This window comes from Chryseobacterium hagamense, from assembly GCF_007991455.1.
Taxonomy (GTDB): domain Bacteria; phylum Bacteroidota; class Bacteroidia; order Flavobacteriales; family Weeksellaceae; genus Chryseobacterium; species Chryseobacterium hagamense.
Genome location: NZ_BJYJ01000003.1, coordinates 133196 through 157169, shown reverse-complemented (window position 1 = coordinate 157169; position 23974 = coordinate 133196). Strand labels below are relative to the sequence as shown.

13 protein-coding genes are annotated in these 23974 nt (G+C 42.9%); 6 read left to right on the top strand and 7 right to left on the bottom strand.

From position 1 onward, the window contains the following. Positions 1-431: 431 nt before the first annotated feature. Positions 432-1718: an ATP-binding protein gene (locus CHA01nite_RS05370; RefSeq protein WP_170234689.1), complete on the bottom strand. Its 1287-nt coding sequence runs from the start codon at positions 1716-1718 to the stop codon at positions 432-434. A 599-nt stretch (positions 1719-2317) separates the two neighbouring features. On the opposite strand from CHA01nite_RS05370, the gene CHA01nite_RS05365 reads away from it, so the two are divergent. From CHA01nite_RS05365 to CHA01nite_RS05350, 4 genes are all read left to right on the top strand, one after another. Then, positions 2318-3148, top strand: a complete 831-nt coding sequence (locus CHA01nite_RS05365) for a hypothetical protein (protein ID WP_146940257.1) — start codon at positions 2318-2320, stop codon at positions 3146-3148. Between the two features lie 11 nt (positions 3149-3159). Continuing rightward, positions 3160-4173: a hypothetical protein gene (locus tag CHA01nite_RS05360; protein ID WP_146940255.1), complete on the top strand. Its 1014-nt coding sequence runs from the start codon at positions 3160-3162 to the stop codon at positions 4171-4173. Continuing rightward, complete coding sequence (locus CHA01nite_RS05355; protein ID WP_146940253.1) at positions 4173-10604, top strand: pyocin knob domain-containing protein; 6432 nt, start codon at positions 4173-4175, stop codon at positions 10602-10604. Before CHA01nite_RS05360 ends, CHA01nite_RS05355 begins: the two co-directional genes overlap by 1 nt. A 261-nt stretch (positions 10605-10865) precedes the next feature. Beyond that, complete coding sequence (locus CHA01nite_RS05350; protein WP_146940251.1) at positions 10866-11228, top strand: hypothetical protein; 363 nt, start codon at positions 10866-10868, stop codon at positions 11226-11228. Positions 11229-11687: 459 nt separating this feature from the next. Here the strand turns inward: CHA01nite_RS05350 and CHA01nite_RS05345 are convergent, their stop codons facing one another. The 6 genes from CHA01nite_RS05345 to CHA01nite_RS05320 form a co-directional block, all read right to left on the bottom strand. Further along, positions 11688-12923 carry a cation:proton antiporter gene (locus tag CHA01nite_RS05345; protein ID WP_146940250.1) on the bottom strand — a complete coding sequence of 412 codons (1236 nt, stop codon included), beginning with the start codon at positions 12921-12923 and terminating at the stop codon, positions 11688-11690. A gap of 98 nt (positions 12924-13021) precedes the next feature. Then, a complete protein-coding gene (locus tag CHA01nite_RS05340) occupies positions 13022-17833 on the bottom strand; it encodes a DNA repair ATPase (protein ID WP_146940248.1) in 4812 nt (1603 codons plus the stop codon). 136 nt (positions 17834-17969) lie between these two features. Continuing rightward, complete coding sequence (locus CHA01nite_RS05335) at positions 17970-19979, bottom strand: flotillin family protein (RefSeq protein ID WP_146940246.1); 2010 nt, start codon at positions 19977-19979, stop codon at positions 17970-17972. Between the two features lie 174 nt (positions 19980-20153). Next, on the bottom strand, positions 20154-20804 hold the full coding sequence (locus CHA01nite_RS05330; RefSeq protein ID WP_146940245.1) for a hypothetical protein: 651 nt from the start codon (positions 20802-20804) through the stop codon (positions 20154-20156). 3 nt (positions 20805-20807) lie between these two features. Then, on the bottom strand, positions 20808-21509 hold the full coding sequence (locus tag CHA01nite_RS05325) for a PspA/IM30 family protein (RefSeq protein WP_146940244.1): 702 nt from the start codon (positions 21507-21509) through the stop codon (positions 20808-20810). A 21-nt stretch (positions 21510-21530) separates the two neighbouring features. After that, positions 21531-21926 (bottom strand): YbjN domain-containing protein, encoded by a 396-nt coding sequence (locus tag CHA01nite_RS05320; RefSeq protein ID WP_146940242.1) that lies wholly within the window; start codon positions 21924-21926, stop codon positions 21531-21533. 115 nt (positions 21927-22041) lie between these two features. On the opposite strand from CHA01nite_RS05320, the gene CHA01nite_RS05315 reads away from it, so the two are divergent. After that, positions 22042-22665, top strand: coding sequence for a helix-turn-helix domain-containing protein (locus CHA01nite_RS05315; RefSeq protein WP_146940240.1), 624 nt, complete (start codon positions 22042-22044; stop codon positions 22663-22665). A gap of 327 nt (positions 22666-22992) precedes the next feature. Further along, the gene (locus CHA01nite_RS05310) at positions 22993-23970 is read left to right on the top strand and encodes an aldo/keto reductase (protein WP_146940238.1); all 978 of its coding nucleotides are present in this window, start codon (positions 22993-22995) and stop codon (positions 23968-23970) included. The last annotated feature ends 4 nt before the right edge of the window (positions 23971-23974 follow it).

Genomic DNA, 23974 nt, shown 5'->3' with positions numbered 1-23974 from the left:
CGGTAAACTTGCGATCCGGAGGTTTTCAAGATTAAAAAGGGGGATGCCTCAAATGGTAAACTTTCGGTCAACCAGTTTTTTTTCGGAATAAAAAATATAAAACTGAAATGAGGAAATGCGGTTAATCGGTGATTTTTTTATAGGATTCTGTAATCCGGCTGTCCATTAAGCAAAAGTCATTGTTTGGTCAGGTTCTGTTTATTCGTTTTAATTAACGTGAATTCGGAGTAGAAACCTGATTAAAGGGTTAGAAGAGGAAAGCCGGATGCTGGCAGTTTTTCAGCTAAGATACTTCTGGCGGATTGATTATTAAAATAATTTTCCTGGATAAATCTAAAAAAAACTCTATAAAATTCCATATTTACTTCAATCCCTTTATGTTACTGAAAAAAACCTGTTACGATCGGGTTTGCATTGATTGTTAGATCGCATTAATATTTTGCTTTCTCTTTAGCCAAAGCTGCATTCAGAATTTCGGCCGTCAGCCGGTTCTGATGAGAAGTTAACAATCTGACGGCGCACTGACGGATGACATTTACCATACTTCCGGGAGGCAATTCTGCTTCGGCGGCGGTCTGTATAAGAGCTTCCTTATTTTCATACAGCCATTCTCCGGGAATCATCTGCCGCCAGAGTTTGATCCGGGCATTGCGGTCGGGCATCGGAAAATGAAGAGCTGAATGAAAATACCGTAAAAACCGTTGGTCCGGATCGTCCTGTAGCGATGCAGCCATGATAACAAGACCAGGGAAATCTTCCGTGCACCCAAGCAAACAAGTGAGGATTTCTTCATTGATCCGGCGATTGTCCAATAAGGAATTTTCATGATCTTCTCCGCAAAGCCTTTCTGCCCCGTCAAAAAGTAAAATCCAGTCTCTCTGTCTGGCCAGATCAAAGATTTCAGCCAGGTTTTTAATCGTTTCACCGGTTTCCCCGGAAGTGAGTACCGATAAACCGATGCGGTAGACTTCCAGGCCGGACCGTTTTCCCAATAATGCTGCCGCAAAAGTTTTTCCCGTTCCCGGCAGACCGTAAAAAAGGCAGCGGTAACCAGGCCTGATGTATTTTTCCAGATTCCAGCGTGAGCGGATTTCTTCATCATGCCGCAACCATCCGGAAACGTTTTCCAACTCCTCCAACACTTCAGCAGGAACGACCAGATCTTCCCAATCTGAAGGAGTAGTTATGCGCTTGCAAGGAGTTTCAGCACCATAACCAGTCCCGGATGTTCCGTTCTCCAGCACCTTTGCCAGGAATTCTTCTGATAGGCAAAGCTTTCCGCTCAGAAAAGGTTCGTCTTTTCCCTGTCCTTTCAGCCGTAAAATGTTCCGCCGGTAAAACCAATGTGTCCTGCTGAATAACTGCATGATCTGCAGACGGTTGTCAGGATTGCCGATGGTTAATAAAAAGGCAGCTGTTTCTCCGGTCGGCAGAAATCCGGTATGGGAGATTCCCTGCCAGCCTCCGAATTCGGTGTAGGGGCGGTCAAGGTTTGCATTACGCACAAAAAAGAGATCCAAAGCCTGCGGATTGAGGTGCGGCATCAGGGCCAGAAGCAAAATGATGTGTTCGTCCCGGGTCAGGTTCTGTCCGGTAAGATCAGATAATGCTTTTCCGTCCAGAGGGATTTCGGAAAGGGATTTATAGCGGGTTTCCTGTCCGAAATACAGGGAGAAAGCGGTCTGAAGGATTTCCGGAAAAGCTGAAGTGAACGTCATGGCTTGTGGTCTGAATAAATTAATATTAATAAATGATCCTGCCTTCATGTATTCCTGCAGTCATCAATTTAAAGGTTCAATATACTTAAAATCTTAAATCATACGGTAATTAATTTGTATACGGCGGATGTCTGCTGCAGCTACAGAACCGGGGAGGCAAAAAACTTTCACAGGAATTAAAAAAAAGTGAATTTTGAACCCTGTTACCATCAGCATCATCACCTGGTTTCAGAAAGAACGGTCTGCTGCAGCTACAGGACGGAGTGGTAAAAAACTTTTATAAAAACATAACAAAGATGAAATTAAACTCTGAAAACCGTTAGCATGGATCAGTTCCGTCATCTGATGATCCGCCGGAAAAAGGCACAACGGAGAACAGAATATGGACGCACCTGTCTTTTTAATTGCCGTAAAAATCAACCGGAGTCATTCCTGAAAATAAGTTCAGGATCATCATTATAAAATGCATATCCCGAAATGGGAGAGTGGCAGTATGAAATCCGTTCCTGTAAACACGGAATTCATAAAGGGGCGGAACCTCAGGTGATGCGCACGTTTTTCAGTAATCAATTTTTTTATAAGACTAATTCCAGCAATAAATGAATACACCATTAAATACCATTATCGATTGGTTTAAAACCGGAGAGACTCCCACAGAAGCTCAGTTTAAAGCCACCTTTTTAGCTTTTTACCATAAAGATTACCCAATTCCCAAAGAAAGTATTGAAGGGCTGAAGGAAATTCTTCAGTCGTTTGCCTCAGCAAAAGCATTTGAGGAACATTTATCCGATTCGGAAGCCCATTCGGAGTATCTGGCTTTACTGGATGCGGGAAATTTAAGCCCAGCCCATATCGGCAGCTGGAAAAATAAACTGGGAATCGGCAATGTGGCTACCGTAGACAGTTCCGGTCAGCCGGGTAATGCCTATACCAAAACAGAAATCAATGCTTTTGTTGACCTGTTAAAAAATACGGATAAAGACCTCACCGCAGAAATCGGAAATATTAAAAAGATCCTGATATCCAATGATCTGTCTCTGGATGAACTCCAGGAAATTGTTGACTTTATCAAAAAAAGCCGTGATGATTTTGAAGCTTTAGAGGCAGGTTTATCCGAAGATAAAGTGAAGCTTCTGCATGACTATGACGGATTGAACCATCCTAAAAATCAGCAGGAATTCAACAGGCAGATTCATGACAAGGTCATTTTAATATCAGAGACGCGTACCAGTGCAGTGGTGCAGGTGACAGAAAGCACGAGATTTCCCAATACCCTCGAAACGGAACATGTAATCATCCAGGCCCGGGACAGCGTGACAGGAAAAAAAATAAATATCGACGATTATGCCACTAATCAGATCATCGAAGTTAATCTGTTGGGTGGTGTCGAAAACCCCATTAACATCCTTATTTTAAAAGTTAAACCATAAAAACAAAACATATGAACAACAACGCAGTAATAAGCAACAACGCACATCAGGATAATTTTTTCGGAGAACTCAGACGTACCCGCTTTCACTACTACGATACATTGCCAAGCACGAGCGACGTACCGGCCGGCTGGGTGATTGACTATAAAGGGAAGCTGCACCAATGGAACGGGAGCGAATGGATCAACCTGGCTTACGTACATCCTGAATATCCGCTTACAAACAATCCTTTTCAGACCGATCAGACCAGCGGGCTGATGCTGCTCAGCCAGATCCTTACCAACAGCTCGGGGCATGTCATCAAGGTAGCGGGCCGGAATCTTACCAATGCCGATATCGTTTCGATCTTCCTGAATGATGCTACCCAATCGGGTACCTATACCTGGTCTTCAAACAAGATCAAAACCTATATCGAAAACCTGATCGGACAAAGCCTGACGGGCGCATTGATTTATCAGCCGGGAGGTTATGTTCCTGCCACTGTAAAAGGTTCCATGACGGCACCGTCACCGGTTACTTCGGCCACCATCAAAACAGGGATGGTATGGGTGATTACCACCAACGGCTGGGTGGGTAATGAACCCGTTTCGGTAGGTGACCACCTTATTGCCAATACCGATAATGCGTCAAATGTGACGGCCAATTACCAGATTATCGAAAAAGGGATTCCGGACATCGTTGATGCTACGGATTCGGTAAAAGGACTGATCCAGATTGCAACGGATGTAGAAGCGATTACTGGTACCGACAGCAGTAAAGCAATGACCCCAAGATCTACAAAAGCCGTCCTGGATGCAAAGATTAAATCCAAAACATGGCAGATCGGCGACGGTTCTTCGGTTACTTTTCCTATCACCCATGGCTGGAATACCCGGGATGTAGATTATCTATGCTACCGGAATGCCGATAACCGGAAGATCAATGTAAGCTGTGTGCCCGTTTCGCCCAATGAAGTACAGATTGACGTACTGGTTCCCCTTACCCCAAATGAATACAGAATTACTTTAACCGCAAGACTGGATTGATGATTGCACCTGAATATTTTAATAATCATATCGCCGTAGAAGGCGAAATTGTTGTGAAGAGAGTTCCGAATGACACAGGTTCTGTGGTCGTCTGGAACTCTGTGACGAATAAATTAAGCATCAGAACACATGCTGAAATTGTGTCTGATCTTAAAATACTGACCACCCATACCGAGCAGAATGTAGAAGGAACAAAGTGGTTCAGAACAGCTGGCGGAAGCGCCTATCTTAATCACCGGTTAAGAATTATCTCTGAAGACGGCTCCAATCCCGGCATGGTATTTTATAAATCCGGGACCAATGCCGGGACTCTGCAGTACGACGGAAGCCATTATATTTTTACCAATTCCGATACCGACGGATACGGTCTGGTTTTATCAGAAGGGTATAAAAAATCGGGTTCCAATGATAGCCACGTTTTACTCGGAGGAGGAGGCCATAAGGCTGTTTCGGATTTTGCATCTTCTGCTGATCTTCCTAACCTGGTGACAAAAAATACGGAGCAAACCATCACTGCGGATAAAGTATTTAAAAAGATTACCACCACCGACTGGGTGATTCCAAGATTTTTGGCCTTTCCCGATGCGTCAGGCGCCCTGCCCAACTATATCGGCTTCTATATGTGGAATTCCCAGTGGCAGGTTAACTGGAGGGATGCATCCAATACCTATGCCCATCCTTTATTAGACATTGACGGAGTAAGCAAGAATGCAAACTTTTACGGAAATACCACGTCTCCTAAATTTACGACACCGGGCGGGAATTCGGACCAGTGGAATGAAGCCTACCATTCTATTGGTAATTATGTTACTTTAAATACCGACCAGGGAGTAACCGGCAAGAAGATATTTTACAATCAGGGCCAGAACTTCGGTGAATTGCCCCTTGTGGTATGGGGTAATAACGGCTCCAAAGGAGGGATTGGCTTTGTTAAAGGCGGTACGGATTCCGCTATTTTAAACTTCGATACTGAGTTCCACTTTACCAATACCAATAATGACGGTTATAAATTCATTAATGCAGCGGGGGTAAAAGTAGCCGGTTCCGATGATAACCACGTTATTTTAGGTGGCGGAGGCAATAAGTCCTTGGATGAATTGATGACGACGAATACAGAGCAGGATGTAAAAGGTACAAAAAGATTTTTCACCAAAGGCAATACTTCATTTTATACGGACAATGCATTGATGGCATTTTCGAATGATGGTTCGTGGCCAGCCATTACTTTTTACCGAAATGTCGATTCAGCAGGACAAATTATTTTTTATGGGAACTATTTTGGTTTTTTAAATGAATCTGGAAATCAATATTTACCTATCAAAACAGGCGGTGTTATCAAAGATGGTTTTGATGATAATTACTTCTTATTAGCAGGTGGTGGACATAAGGAATTATCTTCATTAATACCCTATACCGGTGCCATAAAAAATCCTGACTTCAATGGAAAAAGCTTAACAAATATAAATCGCTTATTTACTAATGGTGGTATTAAGCATAACAATTTAGGTTTAACTTTAGCTAATAATGCTGCTGGTGGTTACTTTTCATCAGTGCTTATAAAAACTGGTCTTACTTCTGGGAACATGGGAACATTTACAGTTAAGTTATACCGTTACGCTCATGATTACTATGAATTTAATATTAATAACTACAAGTATAATAATAGTAACTATGGTACCAACGTTACATGGAAGGCTGGAAACTCAGAGGATATAACTAGAATAGAGTTTCTTAAAGATTCAAATAATATATTATATGTTAATATAGTAATTGGGTTAGGCTATCCAAGAATTGCTATAACTGACTTTATGGCATATAGTTGGGATGATGAACCTTTCGATGCTCAGAATTGGAGCGCGGAATTTGATGGAAGTATTTTTGGACTTATTAATGAAGGTCAAGCAACACCAAGTGATTTCAAACGAGATAATTATTTACCTGGTCATAATCATACACATCAAAGCTTATTTTCACCAGACACTTTAGATGTAGATGCAAATTCTCTTTTTCATGAAAGTGAATTTAAATTTAATCAGAGAATACATACCGGTTCTTCAAATATGTTCCCAATGGTAAATAATGCAAATTCTATATTGAGCATTTCAACACACCCTGGTGGTTATGGTGGACAATTAGGATTTAACGGTGATTATAAAATATATTTCCGTGGGTTAGGTGCAGGTAATTGGAGTAATTGGAGAGAACTTGCCTATACAGATTGGGTAAGTGCAAATTTTGCAGCTTCATCAGAATTAGGAAATTACTGGAAAAAGTATGATATTGCGGGTATTTATAACGGAATAAAATCAGATAAACCATTTGCGTTTCTAACTGAAGGCGATACTCAGCAAAAAATTTTAACAGGCGGAGTATTAGTATCTGATATATATGCTGATAATCAATACATTCCAAACAATGGAATTTACTCAAAAGGAGATATTTCAACAGGGGGTATTTTTTATGGAAAAAAGTTTACTTCACTATTATTATCTGGTGGACAAGTTTTCAATGCTGAAAATGCTGATACTCTATACATGGGTAATCCATCGGTTGCTGCTTTTTATTTAGAAAGTGATAATAATAATCTATTTCATAATAGAACTGGACATGGTGTTGGAGTAATTTGGGATCAACATAATTTTAATCCGGATTCTAAATTAAATAAATCAGGCGATACCATGACAGGTGGACTTACAATTAATAGTCCTGATTCTATTGGTTCATTAAATTTGGGAACATTACCCGCAAACTACAAATTGTTTTTAGCTAATTCTGGTGATGTTGCTAAATATGGCACAGTATTTTTTACCGAATCAGACGGAACTGGATATATTCAGCAACAAAGAGCAGATGGACAGCAAAATGCTTATAGACTAAGCTTACAGCCTTACGGTGGTGAGTTATTTTATAACAATAGCGAAGTAGCTACAAGAAATTGGACTAATGCAAATTTCATCCCAAAAACACATCCTGCTTATGGAGTAACTCAAAACTATTTAGATGGTTGGTTTACTTACAAAGGCTATGGTGATGCCAGAATTTTACGGCCGGAAAATATTGAAGTAGCTAAATTACAATTCGGCTTTACAGCATGGAATAACGATAATACTGCACCTTGGGCAGATTTTTTACATTTTGGTGGTTATCCGGACGCATCCGGTGGTAATCAAAATTTGATAGCTTTTAAAAAGAACGGTTTTGGGTTAAGACAATGGCAAGGAACCTTCCAAAGTCCTGCAACTTATCAATCTTTTGTTGATTACTGGCATTCAGGTCATTTCAATCAAGCTAATGTAGATTCCTGGAATAACATGGTTTCTGATTATGTTACACTTAATACATTCCAAAATATTAACGGAAGAAAAAGTATTGGTGGTGCAACTGGTAACGCATATAATGAAACAGCCTTAGAAATAAGAGGTGGTGGGTCTGCCAGTCCAGGAATTTTCCCAGCATTATCATTCCATCAAGGTGGTTCATACGCAGCAACGATTCAATACAGGGGGAATGGTTTTTATTTCCGAAATATTAATAATACCAGTTTTGAACCAGTTTATTCAAACGCTTTTTGTAAAGAAAATTCAGATGATAGCTATGTTCTTTTAGGCGGTGGAGGACATAAATCATTATCTGATTTTTTAACTACCGATACAGTTCAGCATATAACAAACAGAAAGTTTTTTGATACCTATGGCAGTAGTTGGGGCGATAACTCATTGATAGTTTATGCCATAAATCCGGTAAATCCAGCGATGACATTTTATAAAGAAGGTATTAGCATTGGGCAATTAGGATTCGATGGTGGTGGATTTCACTTTGTTGGTACTGATTGGAATGGCTATTTCCCGATTAAGACAAACGGATTCATAAAAAACGGATTAGATGACAATTCAATTTTATTAGCCGGCGGCGGTCATAAGCCTTTATCCGATTTTGCATTATCATCACAATTAGGAGATTATTGGAAGAAGTATACCATTGCCGGTTACACAGGTATTAATGCTTCTACACCTTTTGGTTTTTTAAATGGAAGTGAAGCTCAGAAAGCATATATGGGTGGATTGCTCGTCTCCAACGCTTTTCAAGACGAAGGCAATATTCCGTATCTGGGTATTTATTCAAAAGGTAATATAAGGACAGCAGGGCTTTCACTCTCAGATAATGGTTTTCAAAATACATATTATGTGGCTGGAAGGAACAGAATATGGTCTTTTGCTAATTCAGATCAATATGGTCTTTCTTACCAGCAAGGCGGTTTTAATGCTGGTGGTATAGAATATGGTGAAGGTATCAATTTCCATTTTGGTGATTCTTCAAATTTTGCAGTGTATATTGGGAACAACGGAACAATCTATTCCAGTACCCATGGCAATTCGGCCCAATGGAAGCAAGGATATGATTTGGCTACGAATTCTGTTAAAAAATCAGGTGATACCATGACAGGAACACTCTATCAGCAAGCAGGGTTTGTTCTTAACGACCCAAATGTACCACAAGATTGGAGCATCTATCAATCACCAACAGGAGTAAACTTTTATGTTACAGGTGGAGGAACACAAGGTGATGTGATTACGTTTGATCAGACAGGGCGAATTTTTAGTGAAATTGATGGCAATTCGGCCCAATGGAAACAAGCTTATAGTTCCGCATTGATGAACAGAGGTATTACATTTACTTCAAATACCAACGCTAATCAGTTACCAATAGGCACAGAAATAGCATCAGTAGAGATACCCAATGGTACAGGAAATACTAATTTTCCAATGAATGAATATGGTACCTTTATGCGAATGTCTGCAAACTCTTTTACCACTGATTTTATGGGAAGACATGGTAATAGCTTGTATTACAAAACATTCTATAATCCAGATGGTGCTAACGGTGCTTCATGGAGGGGAATTTGGGATAACGTAAATTTAAGCCCGGTAACCTTAGATACACCTCAAACCATAATTCATCAAAAGACATTTAATGCAGGAATAGGCTTAACAAGCGGTCAAAAATTACTCCTTGCTGGGTATAGTGATTCTGCACACTATGTTCAAAGATTTAACGATGATACCGATGGGTTTGGCGTATCTACAGGGTTTGTTGTCAAACCGTATAATAATGAAAACTTAAATTGGTTTTTGGCAAATGCATCAGGAGCTTATGTTAATGGTTATTTAGTTTATCATGCAGGTAATTTTAATCCTGATGGTTACCAGACATGGGTTATAAATCAATTAACCAATTACTTAAACAAGTTTGCAATTGACTACACTGGTTCTAATCATGATTTAAATACTCTATCTCAAACAGGATTTTACAGTATTGCTTATGGAGCGGTTAATTCTGGTAATTATACCGGTGCAAAAGATGGATATAGAGCTTTACTTCACTTAGAAACAGAGAATATATATTCAGCTACACAGATACAAGCTGAAAGATACAATGGCAATATTGTTTCAAGAACCAAAGCTGATGGAGGATGGAGCAACTGGGTAAGACATTGGGGAAATAATGACTTCACTCAATCAGATATTGATAATTGGACTGACGCTTATAATAATCAAAGCGATTATATCCCATTAACCGGAACCAATAATCTAACTGGTCTTCTTTCAACGCCTGATTCTAAAGTGCAAATTGGTAGGGACCAATATTACGAAGGTAAACTTTGGGTTTCGGATTATAATAATTCATATTTTCCTGGTCAAAGCTTTCAATTATTAGCAGACATTGAAAATGGATTTAATGTAGCGGCCAATGAGAATGGTACAATTTTCAGTAACTTAAATCTATACCCAGGAGGTGTATATATTACTTCTTCGAACAATGGTTCTTCCAATGCCTATAATATTAACAATGAAGGGATATTCGCTCAGTATAAAGTTCCAATGTTTGATGGTAGTTTTGTACAGAGAAAATATCTTACGGATAATTACGTAAGTCAAAGCAGCTTTAATTCTAATGATTTTGTTACGACAACTGGAACGCAACTTATATCCGGCGCAAAAGAGTTTGTTGCTCCAATCATGGCATCGGCAGGGGTTATCAGTGCAAATGCGATCAGTGATGAAGTTTTTGTCGGTGACGGCAGTACTGCGCAGTTAAGGGACGAAATCGTCAATGACGAATCCGAGTATGCCATCCGGCTGGATCCGCATCATTACGAGATCGATTCTTCAGGCAATCTTGAAGTGAACGACAGAAACAGGCTAATCCACATTATCGGCGAGGAGATTAAAATGTCTGTTAATTTCAAAGAAATTTATCCTAAACAGCAGATTGTGATCTACAATTTCGATCAGAAAGATTATCCTATGACTGTTCTTGTACAGGGTAAACCTGTTTATAGTGTCAAGCCAGGTGCTTTCCTAAGGTTATATGTAACCAAATCACTGAGAGTAATCGCCGAAAGCCAACTCCCATGTGAGTTTATCTGGTAAAAAAATGAACGTCAACTAAAAAATAGCAGTATACTTCACTACAAATCCATCACCGGGAACCACAAGTCTTCTGGTGGTGGATTTTTTATATTCTTAAAAACACTATTCAAAAGTTTCAAAGGGTTGATTTTTAATTCGTTAAATAGGTAAATTATTTGACTTAAAATTAAAATAAAAGAATATTTATATACCATATTTTTGATTTTTTAGAGGTTTTGGCATATGTATTGTCTGATCCGGTATACACCAAAAAACAAAATTATGAGCGAACAACAATCTGAATTAGAACACGTTGAAAAAACAATCGAACTGGTAGAAACCGGAATTGAAAAAGAATCCAAGACCGGTGCGGCACCCAATATTACCGGATGGATTAAAATCCTTAAAGACAGGAGAGGATTTGCGCCTATCTTACATGATCTGGAAAAGCTGAAGGAAGCCATGTCTGCAAAAGATAACAAAAAGATCTGCAGTCTGCTGGAAAAGCTGGGGAATGCAACGGTAGAAGCGGCTGATAAAGCTGAAAATACAAAAGACAGTGCTTCTATTAAAAAGCTCGGAAAAGGTCTTCTGAAGGTTTCAAAGCTAGCCGGAAAACTGACTGCAGAAAAGAGTACGACCTAAAAATTGATAGTGTATTAATAAACTAATTTTGAGATGAAGAAAAGCCATTCAGTAAATTGAATGGCTTTTTTATATCTTTACTATGCCTTTTTGAAAGGGCTTCCTTTTGTAAAGTTAAAAATAGGATCCGGGAAACAGCAGCTGTTAATTGTTTAAATATACTGCCCGGATAGTAATGCTCTGGGATAAAGCCGATTCTTTAGTCAACATAATATAAAAGTAAGGATATTTGGCTCATCTAAGCTGTCTTAAATAAAGTTTTCGGATAGTAATCTGAAAAATATCCGGCTTGCCTTCCTAGCTTTTAGTACGGATAAGATCTTGGCCGGTAACAAAAAAACTAAATAGCATGCATAATCTCCGGCTCTATTATTAACGGTAAAAACTTCCGGCATCCAGCTTCCCGCATCCAACCCTTCAGTCAGCGTACTTCAGGTTCAGGTCATTTGATCAGGAATCTCAACTTTTCAGTTTTTTAATTACTTTTTCAACCGTTATTCCCTGAACAATGATGGAAAAAATCACCACAACAAATGTAATGGAAACAATGATATTTTTATAAGGGCTTGGCGGAAGGGATAATGACAGGGCTACCGATATACCGCCCCGGAGCCCTCCCCAGGTCATGATCAGCAGGGACCTGTTCCCCAACGCTTTTTTAAACCGGAATAGGAAAGTAGGCACATACAGGGAAAAGAAACGGACTCCGATAAGCACCAGCGCAATGATAATACCGATGAAAAGATAATGGATATCAAATGCAACCACCACAATTTCAAGCCCGATCAACATAAATAGCACCGCATTCAGAACCTCATCCGTCACTTCCCAGAATTTTCCGAGGTAATCCCGGGTCATATCACTCATTGCCAGCTCCCTGCCACGGTTTCCGGTCATTATGCCGGCCATTACCATCGCCAGCGGTCCGGATACGTGAAGGGCGTGACATAAGCTGTAACCTCCCATTACCATGGCCAGCGAAATCAGGATTTCAGTCTGAAAATGATCGATGGATTTCATCAGCCGGTAACCGGCATAGCCGATGGCAAGCCCTGCCAGAAGCCCTCCGAAAGCCTCCCGTACAAAGAGCCCGGCAATATCTGCCGCTCCGAAGTTTCCGGTTCCGGCAGAAGCTGTTTTCAGCAAGGTAGCGAAGATAACCACGCCGATCCCGTCATTGAAAAGGGATTCTCCCACGATATTGGTTTCTATTTTTTTAGAGAGATTCACTTTTTTCAGAATCCCCATGACAGCAATGGGATCCGTGGGGGAGATCAGAGCCCCGAAGAGCATACAATAGAGGATCGGGACCTCCTGATTGAATAACGGCAGGATGTAAAATAAAGCAAACCCAACGGCAGCCGTTGAAATCAGGGTTCCTAAGGTAGCAAAGCTGATGATGCTTCTGGACGATTCTCGTAAATCGGGAACGGATACATGCAGCGATCCGGCAAAAAGGAGAAAACTCAGCAGGATGCCCAGCAGGAATTCCGAAAAATCGATTAACAAAAGTTTCTCCCGGATCATTTCGGTAAATCCTTCAGAAAAATAACCGGCCGTAATGATGCCCAGGGCGGAAAGCACGCCCATCAGCATCAGGCTGATCCCGGAAGGAAGCCTGAAGAATTTTACATTCAGATAAGAAAAAAAAGCAGCCAGCGTAATAAGGCTGGAAAACAGGATAAACAGTTCCATAGGGTAAATTAATCAAATTATAAATAGTAAACTGATGAACAGGATTAAGCATCAAAAACCGCACTGAACATACAGGTCCTTTTATCGCATCAACCGGGTTAGTGGTTTTTCAATACCTCCTTTATTCCGTTCAGGCCTTCACTGAACTGGGCCAGCATAGCGATTACCTGCGCCATCCGGTCATTTTCACCGAAGCCTTTCATGCTTTTGTTTTGAAGAAAGGTCTTCTTTATTTCTTGCCAGCGCAAAGCTTCATCTTCAGTCATCAGGTTCATCAGTTCCTTCAGCTTAAGCATATTAGATTCTGCTCCGGTCGTCAGGGTCTGAGCTTCGTTCCGGTAATGATTCAGGACGAGCTGGACGACTTCTTCATGCTTCAGGATTGGCTGGATCTGTGCGATCAGCTTATTCATATTCCGGTAGGAACCCTGGAGCTTAAAGACCGGTTCATTCCGGTATTCATCCGCCATTGCAGCAGAAGCGATGTATTCTTTATTGACCTTCAGAACCACATCCCTTACGCGCAGGGTATTTTCCAGCACGCTCCTGAAATCCGAGATTTCATTTGTACTGAAATTTCCTTCCAGGTCCACTGTCGGCGAACCGGAAAGAACACTGTCATAGAGACGGTAAAGATTTTCCATTCCGGGCTGGGTCAGTCGGGTAAGGTATTCGTTGGACATCAGGGCATTCTCAATTAAGCTCAGATCAAAAAGTTCCGTCCTGCTGCCTGAAATTTCTCCCAGGTTATAGGTGTCGGAACGGTTGGCCAGCATATCCGGGATCCGGAATTTTTCACCGCTTTCCGTGTATGGATTTCCGGCCATGACCAGGCAGAAACGTTTAGACCTTAAATCATAGGTTTTGCTTTCTCCGTTATAAATTCCTTCAATCTTTCTCTGTCCGTCCGCCAGCGAGATGAACTTTTGCAGGAATTCGGGGTTGCAGTGCTGGATGTCATCAAGGTAAAGCATCACGTTATCGCCCATCTCAAACGCCAGGTTCAGCTTTTCAAGTTCCTGTCTGGCCCCGGCATTTTTCGCTTCAGCGGGATCGGTGGAAACAGGATCGTACCCGATGGAGGGCCCGTTGATTTTCATAAAAACCAGTCCCATCCGGTCTGCCATATATTCCATCAGCGTGGTCTTGCCGTAACCGGGCGGAGAAACCAGAAGCAGCATGCCCATCCGGTCGGTACGCTTGTCGGCGCCTGCGGTTCCCAGCTGTTTGGCCATATTCGCTCCGATCAGCGGAAAATACACTTCATTGATCAGCCTGTTTCTAACAAAAGAACTTAAAACCCGGGATTTGAAAGTATCGATTTTCAGGGCTTTCTTTTTGTCCCGCACCCATTTTGCCTTGAGCTCCTGAAGCTGCCTGTATTTAGGGACAACCGTCTCGGTAAAGTAAGATAACCGGGAAATGAATTCATAATAATTTAAACGGTATCCGGTATCTTTTTCCAGTGACTTCAGGCTTGGCAACGTCATTTTATAACTTGCATGACGGATATTTTCAGCATTAAAAGCCTGCGTAACCAGAAAAACAGCCGTTTCTTTTTTAATATCATGATCATCCTGCTTCCCGGAATGCTGTAAAAATGCAGTCAGGGCACTTTCGGCAATAAAAAAGCATGCCTGAGGATAGGCTTTCAATGCATTCAACCGGTCGGTAAATTCCAGATCTTTTCCTTTTTCCGCTAAATCCTTCATGAATAATCCATATAGTGAGCCTGCTTCTTCCGAAACCAGAAATGCCTGCTTATTTTCTTTTCTCAGGTAATCCGCCGCGTTCAACGTGTTAACTCCGGTAAAAAGATGGGTTCCTTGAACAAACGATCCGATTTCATCTGCCAGTTCCATATTGAGGTACCCGAAGCTGCTATCGGTAATAAACGATGATGAGATCAGGTCTGCCGCTTCAAACTGTTTCCGGTAATAGTCTTTTTTTTCCTGATCCAGAAAATACCAGAACAGCTGGGCGAGGGCTCTTTCTTCAAAGGTAAACTGCATCAGTCCCAATTCATTGGTCATCTGCTGTAGCTTTGTAACCAGGGTCAGGGCATCCTCATCATGGATACCTTTTACCAGGCCTTCCCCGAAGTGCTCCGCTATAAAATACCGTATGGATTTCCGGTTCTTTTCTTCAGTGCTTAAATTTTTATTCTGTGAAAAAACATTCCACGTCAGGTATTCAAAACGCTTTACCTGGCTGTTTTCCGAAATATATTCCTGGTTCCACACTTCCTGATATTCCGAAATGGCTCCGGAATCAAGGGGTTCATAGAAAGCGGTTCCGGTTAGGTGATAATAATACTGTGCATTCCGCAGGACGAGGGTCAGGTCGGGCTGCTGACGGTTCACGGCGAATCTGTAATCGCCCAAAGCAATCACATGGTCTCCGTCGGCATAGATTTCATTTTTATCTTTCAGCTTCCGGACCGCCTCCTGCCGGGCCGTTTTAAGCAACGTCTCAATTTCTTCCGATTTAGCAGCATCTTCCAGCTCCTTCAGCTGTCTGGAAAGATCCCTGATCTTTTCAACCATCAGATCGGTGGCGAAATATCCGTTGATCTCATTCCCGGAGCCAAAAGATTCGGCTTTGCTCTGAACCGATTTTAAAATCCGCAGGGCAGAATCATACAAACGTTCGGTACGCCTGTTTCTCGCTTCGGTAAGCTGAACGCTTTTATTCTGGAAATGGCTGTATACTTCTTCCCGTTTTTCACCGAGCTTCTGAATGAATTCATCGAAATCCACAAATTTTGTTTCCATTTCTTCAAGCTGCACGGAAAGCCTGGTCAGGTACTCATCGCATTTTTCAGGCGTCTGCGAAAGTTCCAGAAAATTAATAACCGATTGGTCAAACAATGTCATCTGCGCCTGAAAGTCCGCAGACTGCTCTTTTCCGGATACCTCCCGTTTTCTTTTGGACAGTTCCAGCCGTTCCTGGTTCAGCCTGGCAAAAATTACCGAGATGTTTTCAATAATCTGTGTTGACTGGGAAGTGTCTTCGATTTTTAAATTATTGACAACATCAACCAAAAGGTCAAGTTGTCCGGAGAGCTCATTGATTTCTTCTTCTACCCGTCTGGTTTCTACCGCCTTCTGTAAATTGACGATACTTTCTGAAATCCGTTTTGCCCTGCCCTGGTAGGGGAGCAGGGCATCATCCTGGAGCAGGAAGTCCACGCAGGCATTGGAAAGCGCTTGGGACCTGTCGGCAAGCGATTGTTCCAAAGCGTCCAGCATTGCCGCATCAGCATATTTCAGGTCTTTTGCACCGGTGATTTCCCCGCGCAGTGCCCGGATCCGGGAGAGCATGTCGATATATTCCGTCAGTTGCGAGTAATGGATTCTCTTCGTTTCTTCCAGGATGTTATCACAGGCTGTTCTGATCTTTTCAACAGCTTCACCCGTATTTTTTTTCTGCTCAACCACCTTTTCGTACTCGTTGATGGCCGCGTGGGCAATATTCCTGATTTCCTTTAGAGGCCGGTCTATATGCTCCACCTCTTCATTGCCGAGGAAATAATAAGCATCCAGGATTGCAGTGGAAAGTTTTACGATATCGTCATACAGCCCGCTGTAAGAATCTTTTTTATTCAGAAGCGTAATCAGCTCCTGGCTTTCTGCCATTACCCTCACAATATCCTTGTTGCCGATTTTATAGAGAAACGTATCCGACTGATCCTGATCCGGAAGCAGTTCTTTGGAGTAAGGGGTTTGCCAGATCTGGGCCAGGTGATGCTTGGTGGTTTCCACACTCTCCCTTAAATAGATAAGCCTGCCGTCAGACAGCAGCGAATAGCCGCTGCACCGGATCGGCGTTTCGATGGTCTGGGTAATGATGTTGTAGGAAATCAGCTGGTAATTATTAGTCCTGTCGTCATAAAATACATACAGGAAATTTTCACCGTTCGGCTCCTGAACCGTTTTCAGGTAATGAAGCCGGTTGACCTCCTGGGAAATAACTTTCAGGCCGCCGGTCTGCAGCGCGTAGCCGTTTGAAAACAGGACGCCCTGATTTTCCGGCAGCAGGACGGCAGAATGCTTCAGCGTATCGATTCTGGAGACCGTTTTTTCTTTATGATTGTAGATAAAATACCTCTCGGTTTCCTGATAGGGCTTGATCTTAAACAGAACCAGATTGTCCAGATCGCAGAAGTGGATTTCCGCATCATCAAGGTTCTGGTCTTTATGAAGGACGTCTTCGGAATAAATCCCTTTTCCGGTATCGGTATTGTCTTCGATCTTAATCGTAAGATCTCCGCCCATGGATTCCACAAAAACCTTATCTGCCAGCGAGACATGCGGAAATTTTCCGCTGCGCTGCATATCGCGCGTTGCTTTCGTCCAGCTAAATCCGTGCTGCGGTGGATAAGTAACTTCGGAGGCACTCCGTGAGTCCACATAAACGAGCTGTGAATCCCGGATCAGCCATTTGAACGCTTTGGTATCCGAAGGGCTTTCAGACAGCTGAAAAACCATGTACAGATAATTTTCGGTAAAATGAAAACGGGCAAAAAAGGTATTCCTGTAGTATTTATATAGGTTTTTGAATTCTTCATTAAAGGTATCGTCTCCTATCAGTGAAACCTCCTGCGGTTCAAAACGGCCGTTACTGATTCTGTACACTGAAAACACATCCGAGATACTGATCTCGTTCTGCAGGCCCAGATGCGCATTCGAACCGAAGATCAGAAGATCTTTCAGCGAAAAAATATCCTTGGCAATGCAGTTGTGTTCCGTGGAAATCCTTTCGTTGGCAATGAGTGAAAAATCTGCTCCGCCGAAAATCTCTTTGCGTTTTCCGTTCAGCTTCTGAAGCCTTTGGATAAGATCGTTTTTCTGTTCGTTCAGACGGCTCTGAATGATTTCGTATGTCCCTGAATGAATTTGTTCTGACATCGTGTGTGGTATTAAATGTTAGGCAGCCTTCAGGCTGTCATCTGTAGTAAAATGCTTTTAACCGATCCGCCCGGATAAAACGTCCCGGGGATCATCATGAATCCAATGAGCGTTTTATCACATGGCCGGATGAGGGTTAGCGGACCGGTTTCTGGTCGATCCCTAAAGTTTTAGCCATATCCAAAGCCCGTTCCAGCAGGCCTCTTTCCTGCGGATTGGCCACACCGTTCAGCCTGAAGATAAGGCTTGCAATGCTCATATTCTTAATATCTTCCGAAGAGATATTGTATTTGTCGACCATTCCCATTACTTTCCCGATCATATTTTCACCGTCTCCCAGAAGGTGCTCTTTTACCAGCTGCGCATTTTCGCTGTGGCTGATGAATTTATCCAGTCCTTTCCCTGCAGAAACCTGCCGCACCACATTGTCAAAGAAAGTATGGTCACCGCCTACAATATCGATTTTCGCGGATTTGAAGGCTTCTGCCAGAACGCCGGCCTGGGCCTGGGCAATATCTTTCTGGATGGCGATCTGGGCCAGTTCCACTTCTTTTTCCTTCGCCAGCGTCAGTCTGAACTCCTCGTGGTCTTTTCCTGCGTCGTTCAGCTTCTTCATGGCTTCCGCTTTCTCGGTAATTCCGGCAGCTTCTGCCAGTGCTTTTTCTTTGATGACTTCGGCCTGGGCAATACCTTCTTTTTTTATAGCATCCGCTTTTTTCTCGATCACGACGGCCTCTACGATTCCCTGTCTCTCGGCAGCATCCGCCTTGGCATGAAGAACCTGGGCTTCGGACAATCCTACGGTTGCCTCTTCTTTGGCTTTGGCATCCGCAATAATTTTTCGGGCTTCCGCTTCTTTTTCGGCAGCATCTCTTTTGGCCTGGGCTTCGATAACGTATTTCTGGGCATCCTTCTCTGCTGCGAGTTTTCTGCCTTCCGCAGCCTTTGTTTCCTGGATCAGTTTTTTCTCTGCTTCCTGGTTGGCCAGGGTAATTTCCACCTGCTTCATCCGGTCTGCAGTCTTGAAGGCTTCCAGGTCTTTGATGGTCTGCTGTTCTTCTACCACGGTCTTTTCCATGGTCAGGCGCTCGCGGATCGCATCCTGAATGTTTTTCTTCTCCAGCTCGATTGCTTTTTCCTTTTCGATCTGTGCCAGGGAAACAATTCTTTCTCTTTCGGTGGCTTCCAGCATTTTGTCTTTCTGTACCCTTTCCGTTTCCACCAGATCTGCACGCTCTTTATTTTTGGCTGCGATAACCACCTGTCTCAGCTTGTTTTCCTCTGCAATCTGGAGCTTTTCTTCGGTGGCAATCCGTACCGTTTCATATTTCAGCCTTTCTTCTTCATTTACTCTCAGGATTTCTGCATTCTCACGGGCTTTGATGTTGGCTACCTCTCTTTTCTGGGATTCTTCTTTCTCAGCCAGTTGCTTTTCCAGTTCCAGAATAGCTTCGCGGGCTTCCACGTTCTGTTTGGTGATGGTTTTTTCCTCATCCCTGCGCACCTGGTTGGCTTTGATGTTCTGGGTGGCCGTTAATTCGGTAATCTTTTTGATCCCTTCGGAGTCCAGGATGTTATCTTTGTCCAGGCTTTCAATGGAAGTCTGCTCCAGGTAATCGATCGCACAGTCGTCCAGTACATAGCCGTTCAGGTCCGTCCCGATGATGTCGAGAATTTCCTGACGGAATTCACTCCTTGCCTCATAAAGCTCGATGAATTCGAATTTTTTACCAACCGTTTTCAGCGCTTCCGAGAATTTGGCTTCAAATAGCTCCCTCAGCGTATGGATATCGGACGCCCTCTGGCAGCCGATGGTCTGTCCTACATTCACGATATCGTCCACCGACTTGTTTACCCGGATGAAGAAGGCCACCTGGATATCTGCCCTCATATTGTCTTTACAGATCAGTCCGGCTTTTCCTTCCCGTGCAATCTCGAGTTTCTTTACGGAAATATCCATTGATTCCATCCTGTGGATAACCGGAATGACGATTCCGGCATTGAAGAACACTTTGGTGCCCCCGTAACCCGTTCTCAGGATCACAATCCCCTGAACGGTTTTTTTGTACATGGAAAGGATCCAGAAAATTAATCCGATGGATGCGATCACAATAACGACAATTCCTGCAATTAAAGTAGTATTCATATTGTATAGTTTATTGATTTTAATATATGTTTTTATAGGTCGGATGCAGCTTTTGCACCCGTTTATTTCAGCATGCCGATTTAACAGAACCGGTAAACGGGCCTGTATTCAAAGTATGGAAATCCGGAAGGTCATAGCCGTAAATCCGTATCGAAAGATAAAGCTGATGATCTCCTAAAACCGGATCTCCGTTGCGACGTAATAAAATTTCCTCTGGGGGTCTTCGTCCACGATGATAACGGTGGTACCATGCTCGATTCTTTCGCCGTCTTTGCTTTTCGCCATCAGGGTCATAGGATCGCTCCCGATGAAAACCTCAAGAATTCCTGTTTTATTCCCGTAAATGGTGGATTTCAGTTTACCTTCTCTTCCCAGGAAATCATGGGCTTTTTCCCCTTTATGATTAATCTCCCTGAAAAAGGGATTCAGCGGCTTTAAAATCAGCTTGGTCAGCAGGAGGCTGGTGCTGAAAAGCGGCAAAACAAGCAATGCTGCAAGCCAGGTTCCGAAAGAAAAAAACAGCTCCGCATAAAATGATCCGAGCCAGGTAAAAAGAAGCGCAAGGGTAAGGAAATAAGTGGCCGGCACAATATCCAGATTCAGGAATGTTAAAAACTGGATCCATGCGGAAGGATCTTCGGGAACATGCACCTGGCCGTCGGGGGCATCAAGGTCGATATCAGGATCGGCATCCATGCCGACGTCTATATCCAGTCCTGTAATGATGGTGAAGACCCAGTACAGGACCGCCATAATCAGCAATACGCTCAGAACGGTATTCACCGGGGTAAAAGCGGTCTGTAAAAATTCCTGCTGGCTGGCCATAGTTTATTCCTTTTTTAAGCTTTCCTTTATTTTCTGCAGGGCTTCTTCAGCCTGCCTGTCGGACCGGTTCACGGCTGCATCAATTTCATCATCAATGGTCCTTCCTGCTTCCGGCATATTGGAATAAGCTTCTGCGAGAACTTCCTGTTGAGCGGCTCTCTCCCTGAGTTTTTCCAGCATGCTTACCGTGCTTCCGGTATCCATCAGCGTCATTTTTTTATTGATATCGCGCGTGGCTTCGCTTACCTGCACTCTTGCTTTGAGGGTTTTGAGCTCGTTTTCCCACTTGGATATATTCGATTTCAGATGGTTGATGCTTCCCTGCATTTTTTCGCATGCAGAATGGAGTTCCGTATATTCGCCTTCCAGCTGCCGGGCGTTTTTGCGGGCAGTACCCTGTCTTTTCAGTGCTTCCTTTGCCAGGCGGTCGGCCTCTGCCGCTTCAAGTTCCCCAAGCTCTGATTTCTGGAGAATGATATAGGCTTTGTTGTAATAATCGGTAGCTGTCTGCTGCTCTGCTTCGGCTTCATTTTTCTTCCGGATCGAAAGCGCTTTGAGCTGTGCAAGGGCTTCCGTGCCGTTGTTCAGCTGTTCTTTCATCTCACGGATTTCCTGTTCCGTCAGGTTGATGGGATCCTCAAAACCGTCGACCACCGAATGGATCTCAGCTTTCCCTATGTTGAGCAGTCTCGAAAAAATATTCATTTTAATTCTTTTTAGGTGTTTTTATTTACTCATTTCAATCATTTCCTTACTGAATTCACCCACCAGGATTCCCAGAGAGTTGATGGAAGCCAGCACTTCATTTTGTGCCATATTATCCGTTGGCAGCGTATCGCGGAAAATCACTCTTTTCCCGGTCTGGTCCAGGGCAAAGGCACCGTGCACAATATCCCTGTTCTTCTTTAGCAGTGAGCGGTAGATTGCTTCCGACGGATTTTTAATTTCAAAAAGAAACTGTTCCATGATAAGGATGGAGTCGGAAACAATGAGTATCATATTTTTAATTCCGCTTGATTCCTGTTCAATAATCAGGATTCTCTGGGCTTCGTCTTCCAGGGTAATAGTGAACTCCGCATCCAGCAGCCATTCTTTAACCGTTCTGAATATCTGATTTTTCATGATCATCTGTTTTTATTCAAATTTTATTACACAAATATAGATTAAAATTTTATAATTGCAAATATTTTTAGCATTAATTTATTTTAATTCCTATATTTGCTAAAAAAATAGGCTTATGAGTTTTTTCGGCATCAACATCAAAAAAATAAGACAGGTAAAAGGCTTGAGTCAGAAAGCATTTGCCGATCTGTTTGATCTGAACAGGGGAGTCATCAGTTCTTATGAAGAGGGGAGGGCCGAACCTAAAATTGAAACGATACTGAAGGTGGCCAACCACTTTAACCTCAACCTCGATAAACTCTTGACGGAAACATTGCAGGTGAATCAGCTGGTAAGTGTTTCCGATATCGACCATCTGATGTTTGAGTCTGATAAAACGGCCGTCAAGACGGATAACATCCTGTATTATTCAAATGGCGATCCCGTACAGGATGTTATTTTGCAAAAAATATTAGCAAACGTCGATCTGATTTATGAGTTCAGGGAAAATACACCCGGGTTATATCCTTATCAGGAAGGCGATCTTTTATTTTTAAGCCTCGAAAAAGCAGGCAGTTCCTCACCGCTGGTCTGGATTGACGGAACAGGATTTCTGCAGCGCTTTACCGGTAAGGATGAAAAAGACGTAAAGCACCATCCGCTTTACAGGATTAAAGGGCACGTGTCCGCTGGAGAGCATGCTTTACCTACGGATATTCTCAGCCGTCTGGAACGGTTGGAAAATGCTGTTTTCCGTTAGCCGTCAAGCCTCCGGACCAGAGCAGGAAAGTATGATGTGATACCGGAAGGCCGGAATAAAAATATTCCGGCGTATATTGTTTCACTGCATAAAATCCTTTTGTTAACAACAGAAACTTCCGGCATCCGGCTTCCTGTTTGTAAGTCATTTTCCCTCGGCAGCACATTATATTTATTGCAATGAGATCAGAAGCTGATTAACGGTCCCGTTTCCGGACCTTCTGAAAATCCGGATACAACAATTACCAATCCGGCTACTTTTTAAACGGTGGCAATCCGCAATTTTGTAAAAGAAATTAATGTCAGTTTAAAAATATTAAAAAGTAGTATGGAAAAAAGAAAATTAGGAAACGGCGGATTGGAAGTTTCCGCATTAGGATTCGGTTGTATGGGATTGAATTTTCTGGACGGAAAAGGAATGGAGAAAAAAGATGCCTTCAGGCTGCTGCACAATGCGGTAGAAAGGGGAATTACCTTTTTTGATACGGCGGAAGCTTACGGACCGTACACCAATGAAGAACTTGTTGGTGAAGGATTGCGGCCATACAGAAGAGAAGTGGTCATCGCTACAAAATTCGGCTGTAAAGAGGCGAGACCCGCATCAGGATTAGACAGCAGGCCTGAAACGATAAGGGCAGTTACCGAAGCCTCTCTGAAAAGACTGAGAACCGATTACATCGATTTGTTGTATCAGCACCGGGTGGATCCTGATGTTCCGGTAGAAGAGGTGGCCGGAACGGTAAAAGACCTGATACAGGAGGGCAAGGTAAAGTATTTCGGCCTGTCTGAAGCCGGTGTCAAGACCATTCGCCGGGCGCATGCGGTTCAGCCGGTAGCAGCACTGCAAAGCGAATACTCCTTATTCTGGCGGGAACCTGAACACGAGATCATCCCGACTTTAGAGGAACTGGGAATCGGGTTTGTTCCGTTCAGTCCTTTGGGCAAAGGTTTCCTTACCGGTATGATCACGGCAAAACTGGATGAGGTCGACCGGAGGAATGTGCTTCCCCGTTTCACTGAGGAAAATATAAATGCCAATCTGGTATTGGTCAATGCACTTTCCGAAATTGCCGTACAGAAGAATGTAACCACCGGGCAGCTGGCCTTAGCCTGGCTGCTGGCTCAGAAACCCTGGATCGTACCCATTCCGGGAACCACCAAGCTGAACCGTCTGGAAGAAAATATCAGCAGTACAGATGTTGTACTGACAGCCGGTGACCTGGCAGCCATTGACGAAAAAACAGGTGGAATTATACTTTCCGGTGACCGGTATCCCCAATTTTTAGAAGAACAGATCGACAAATAAGACA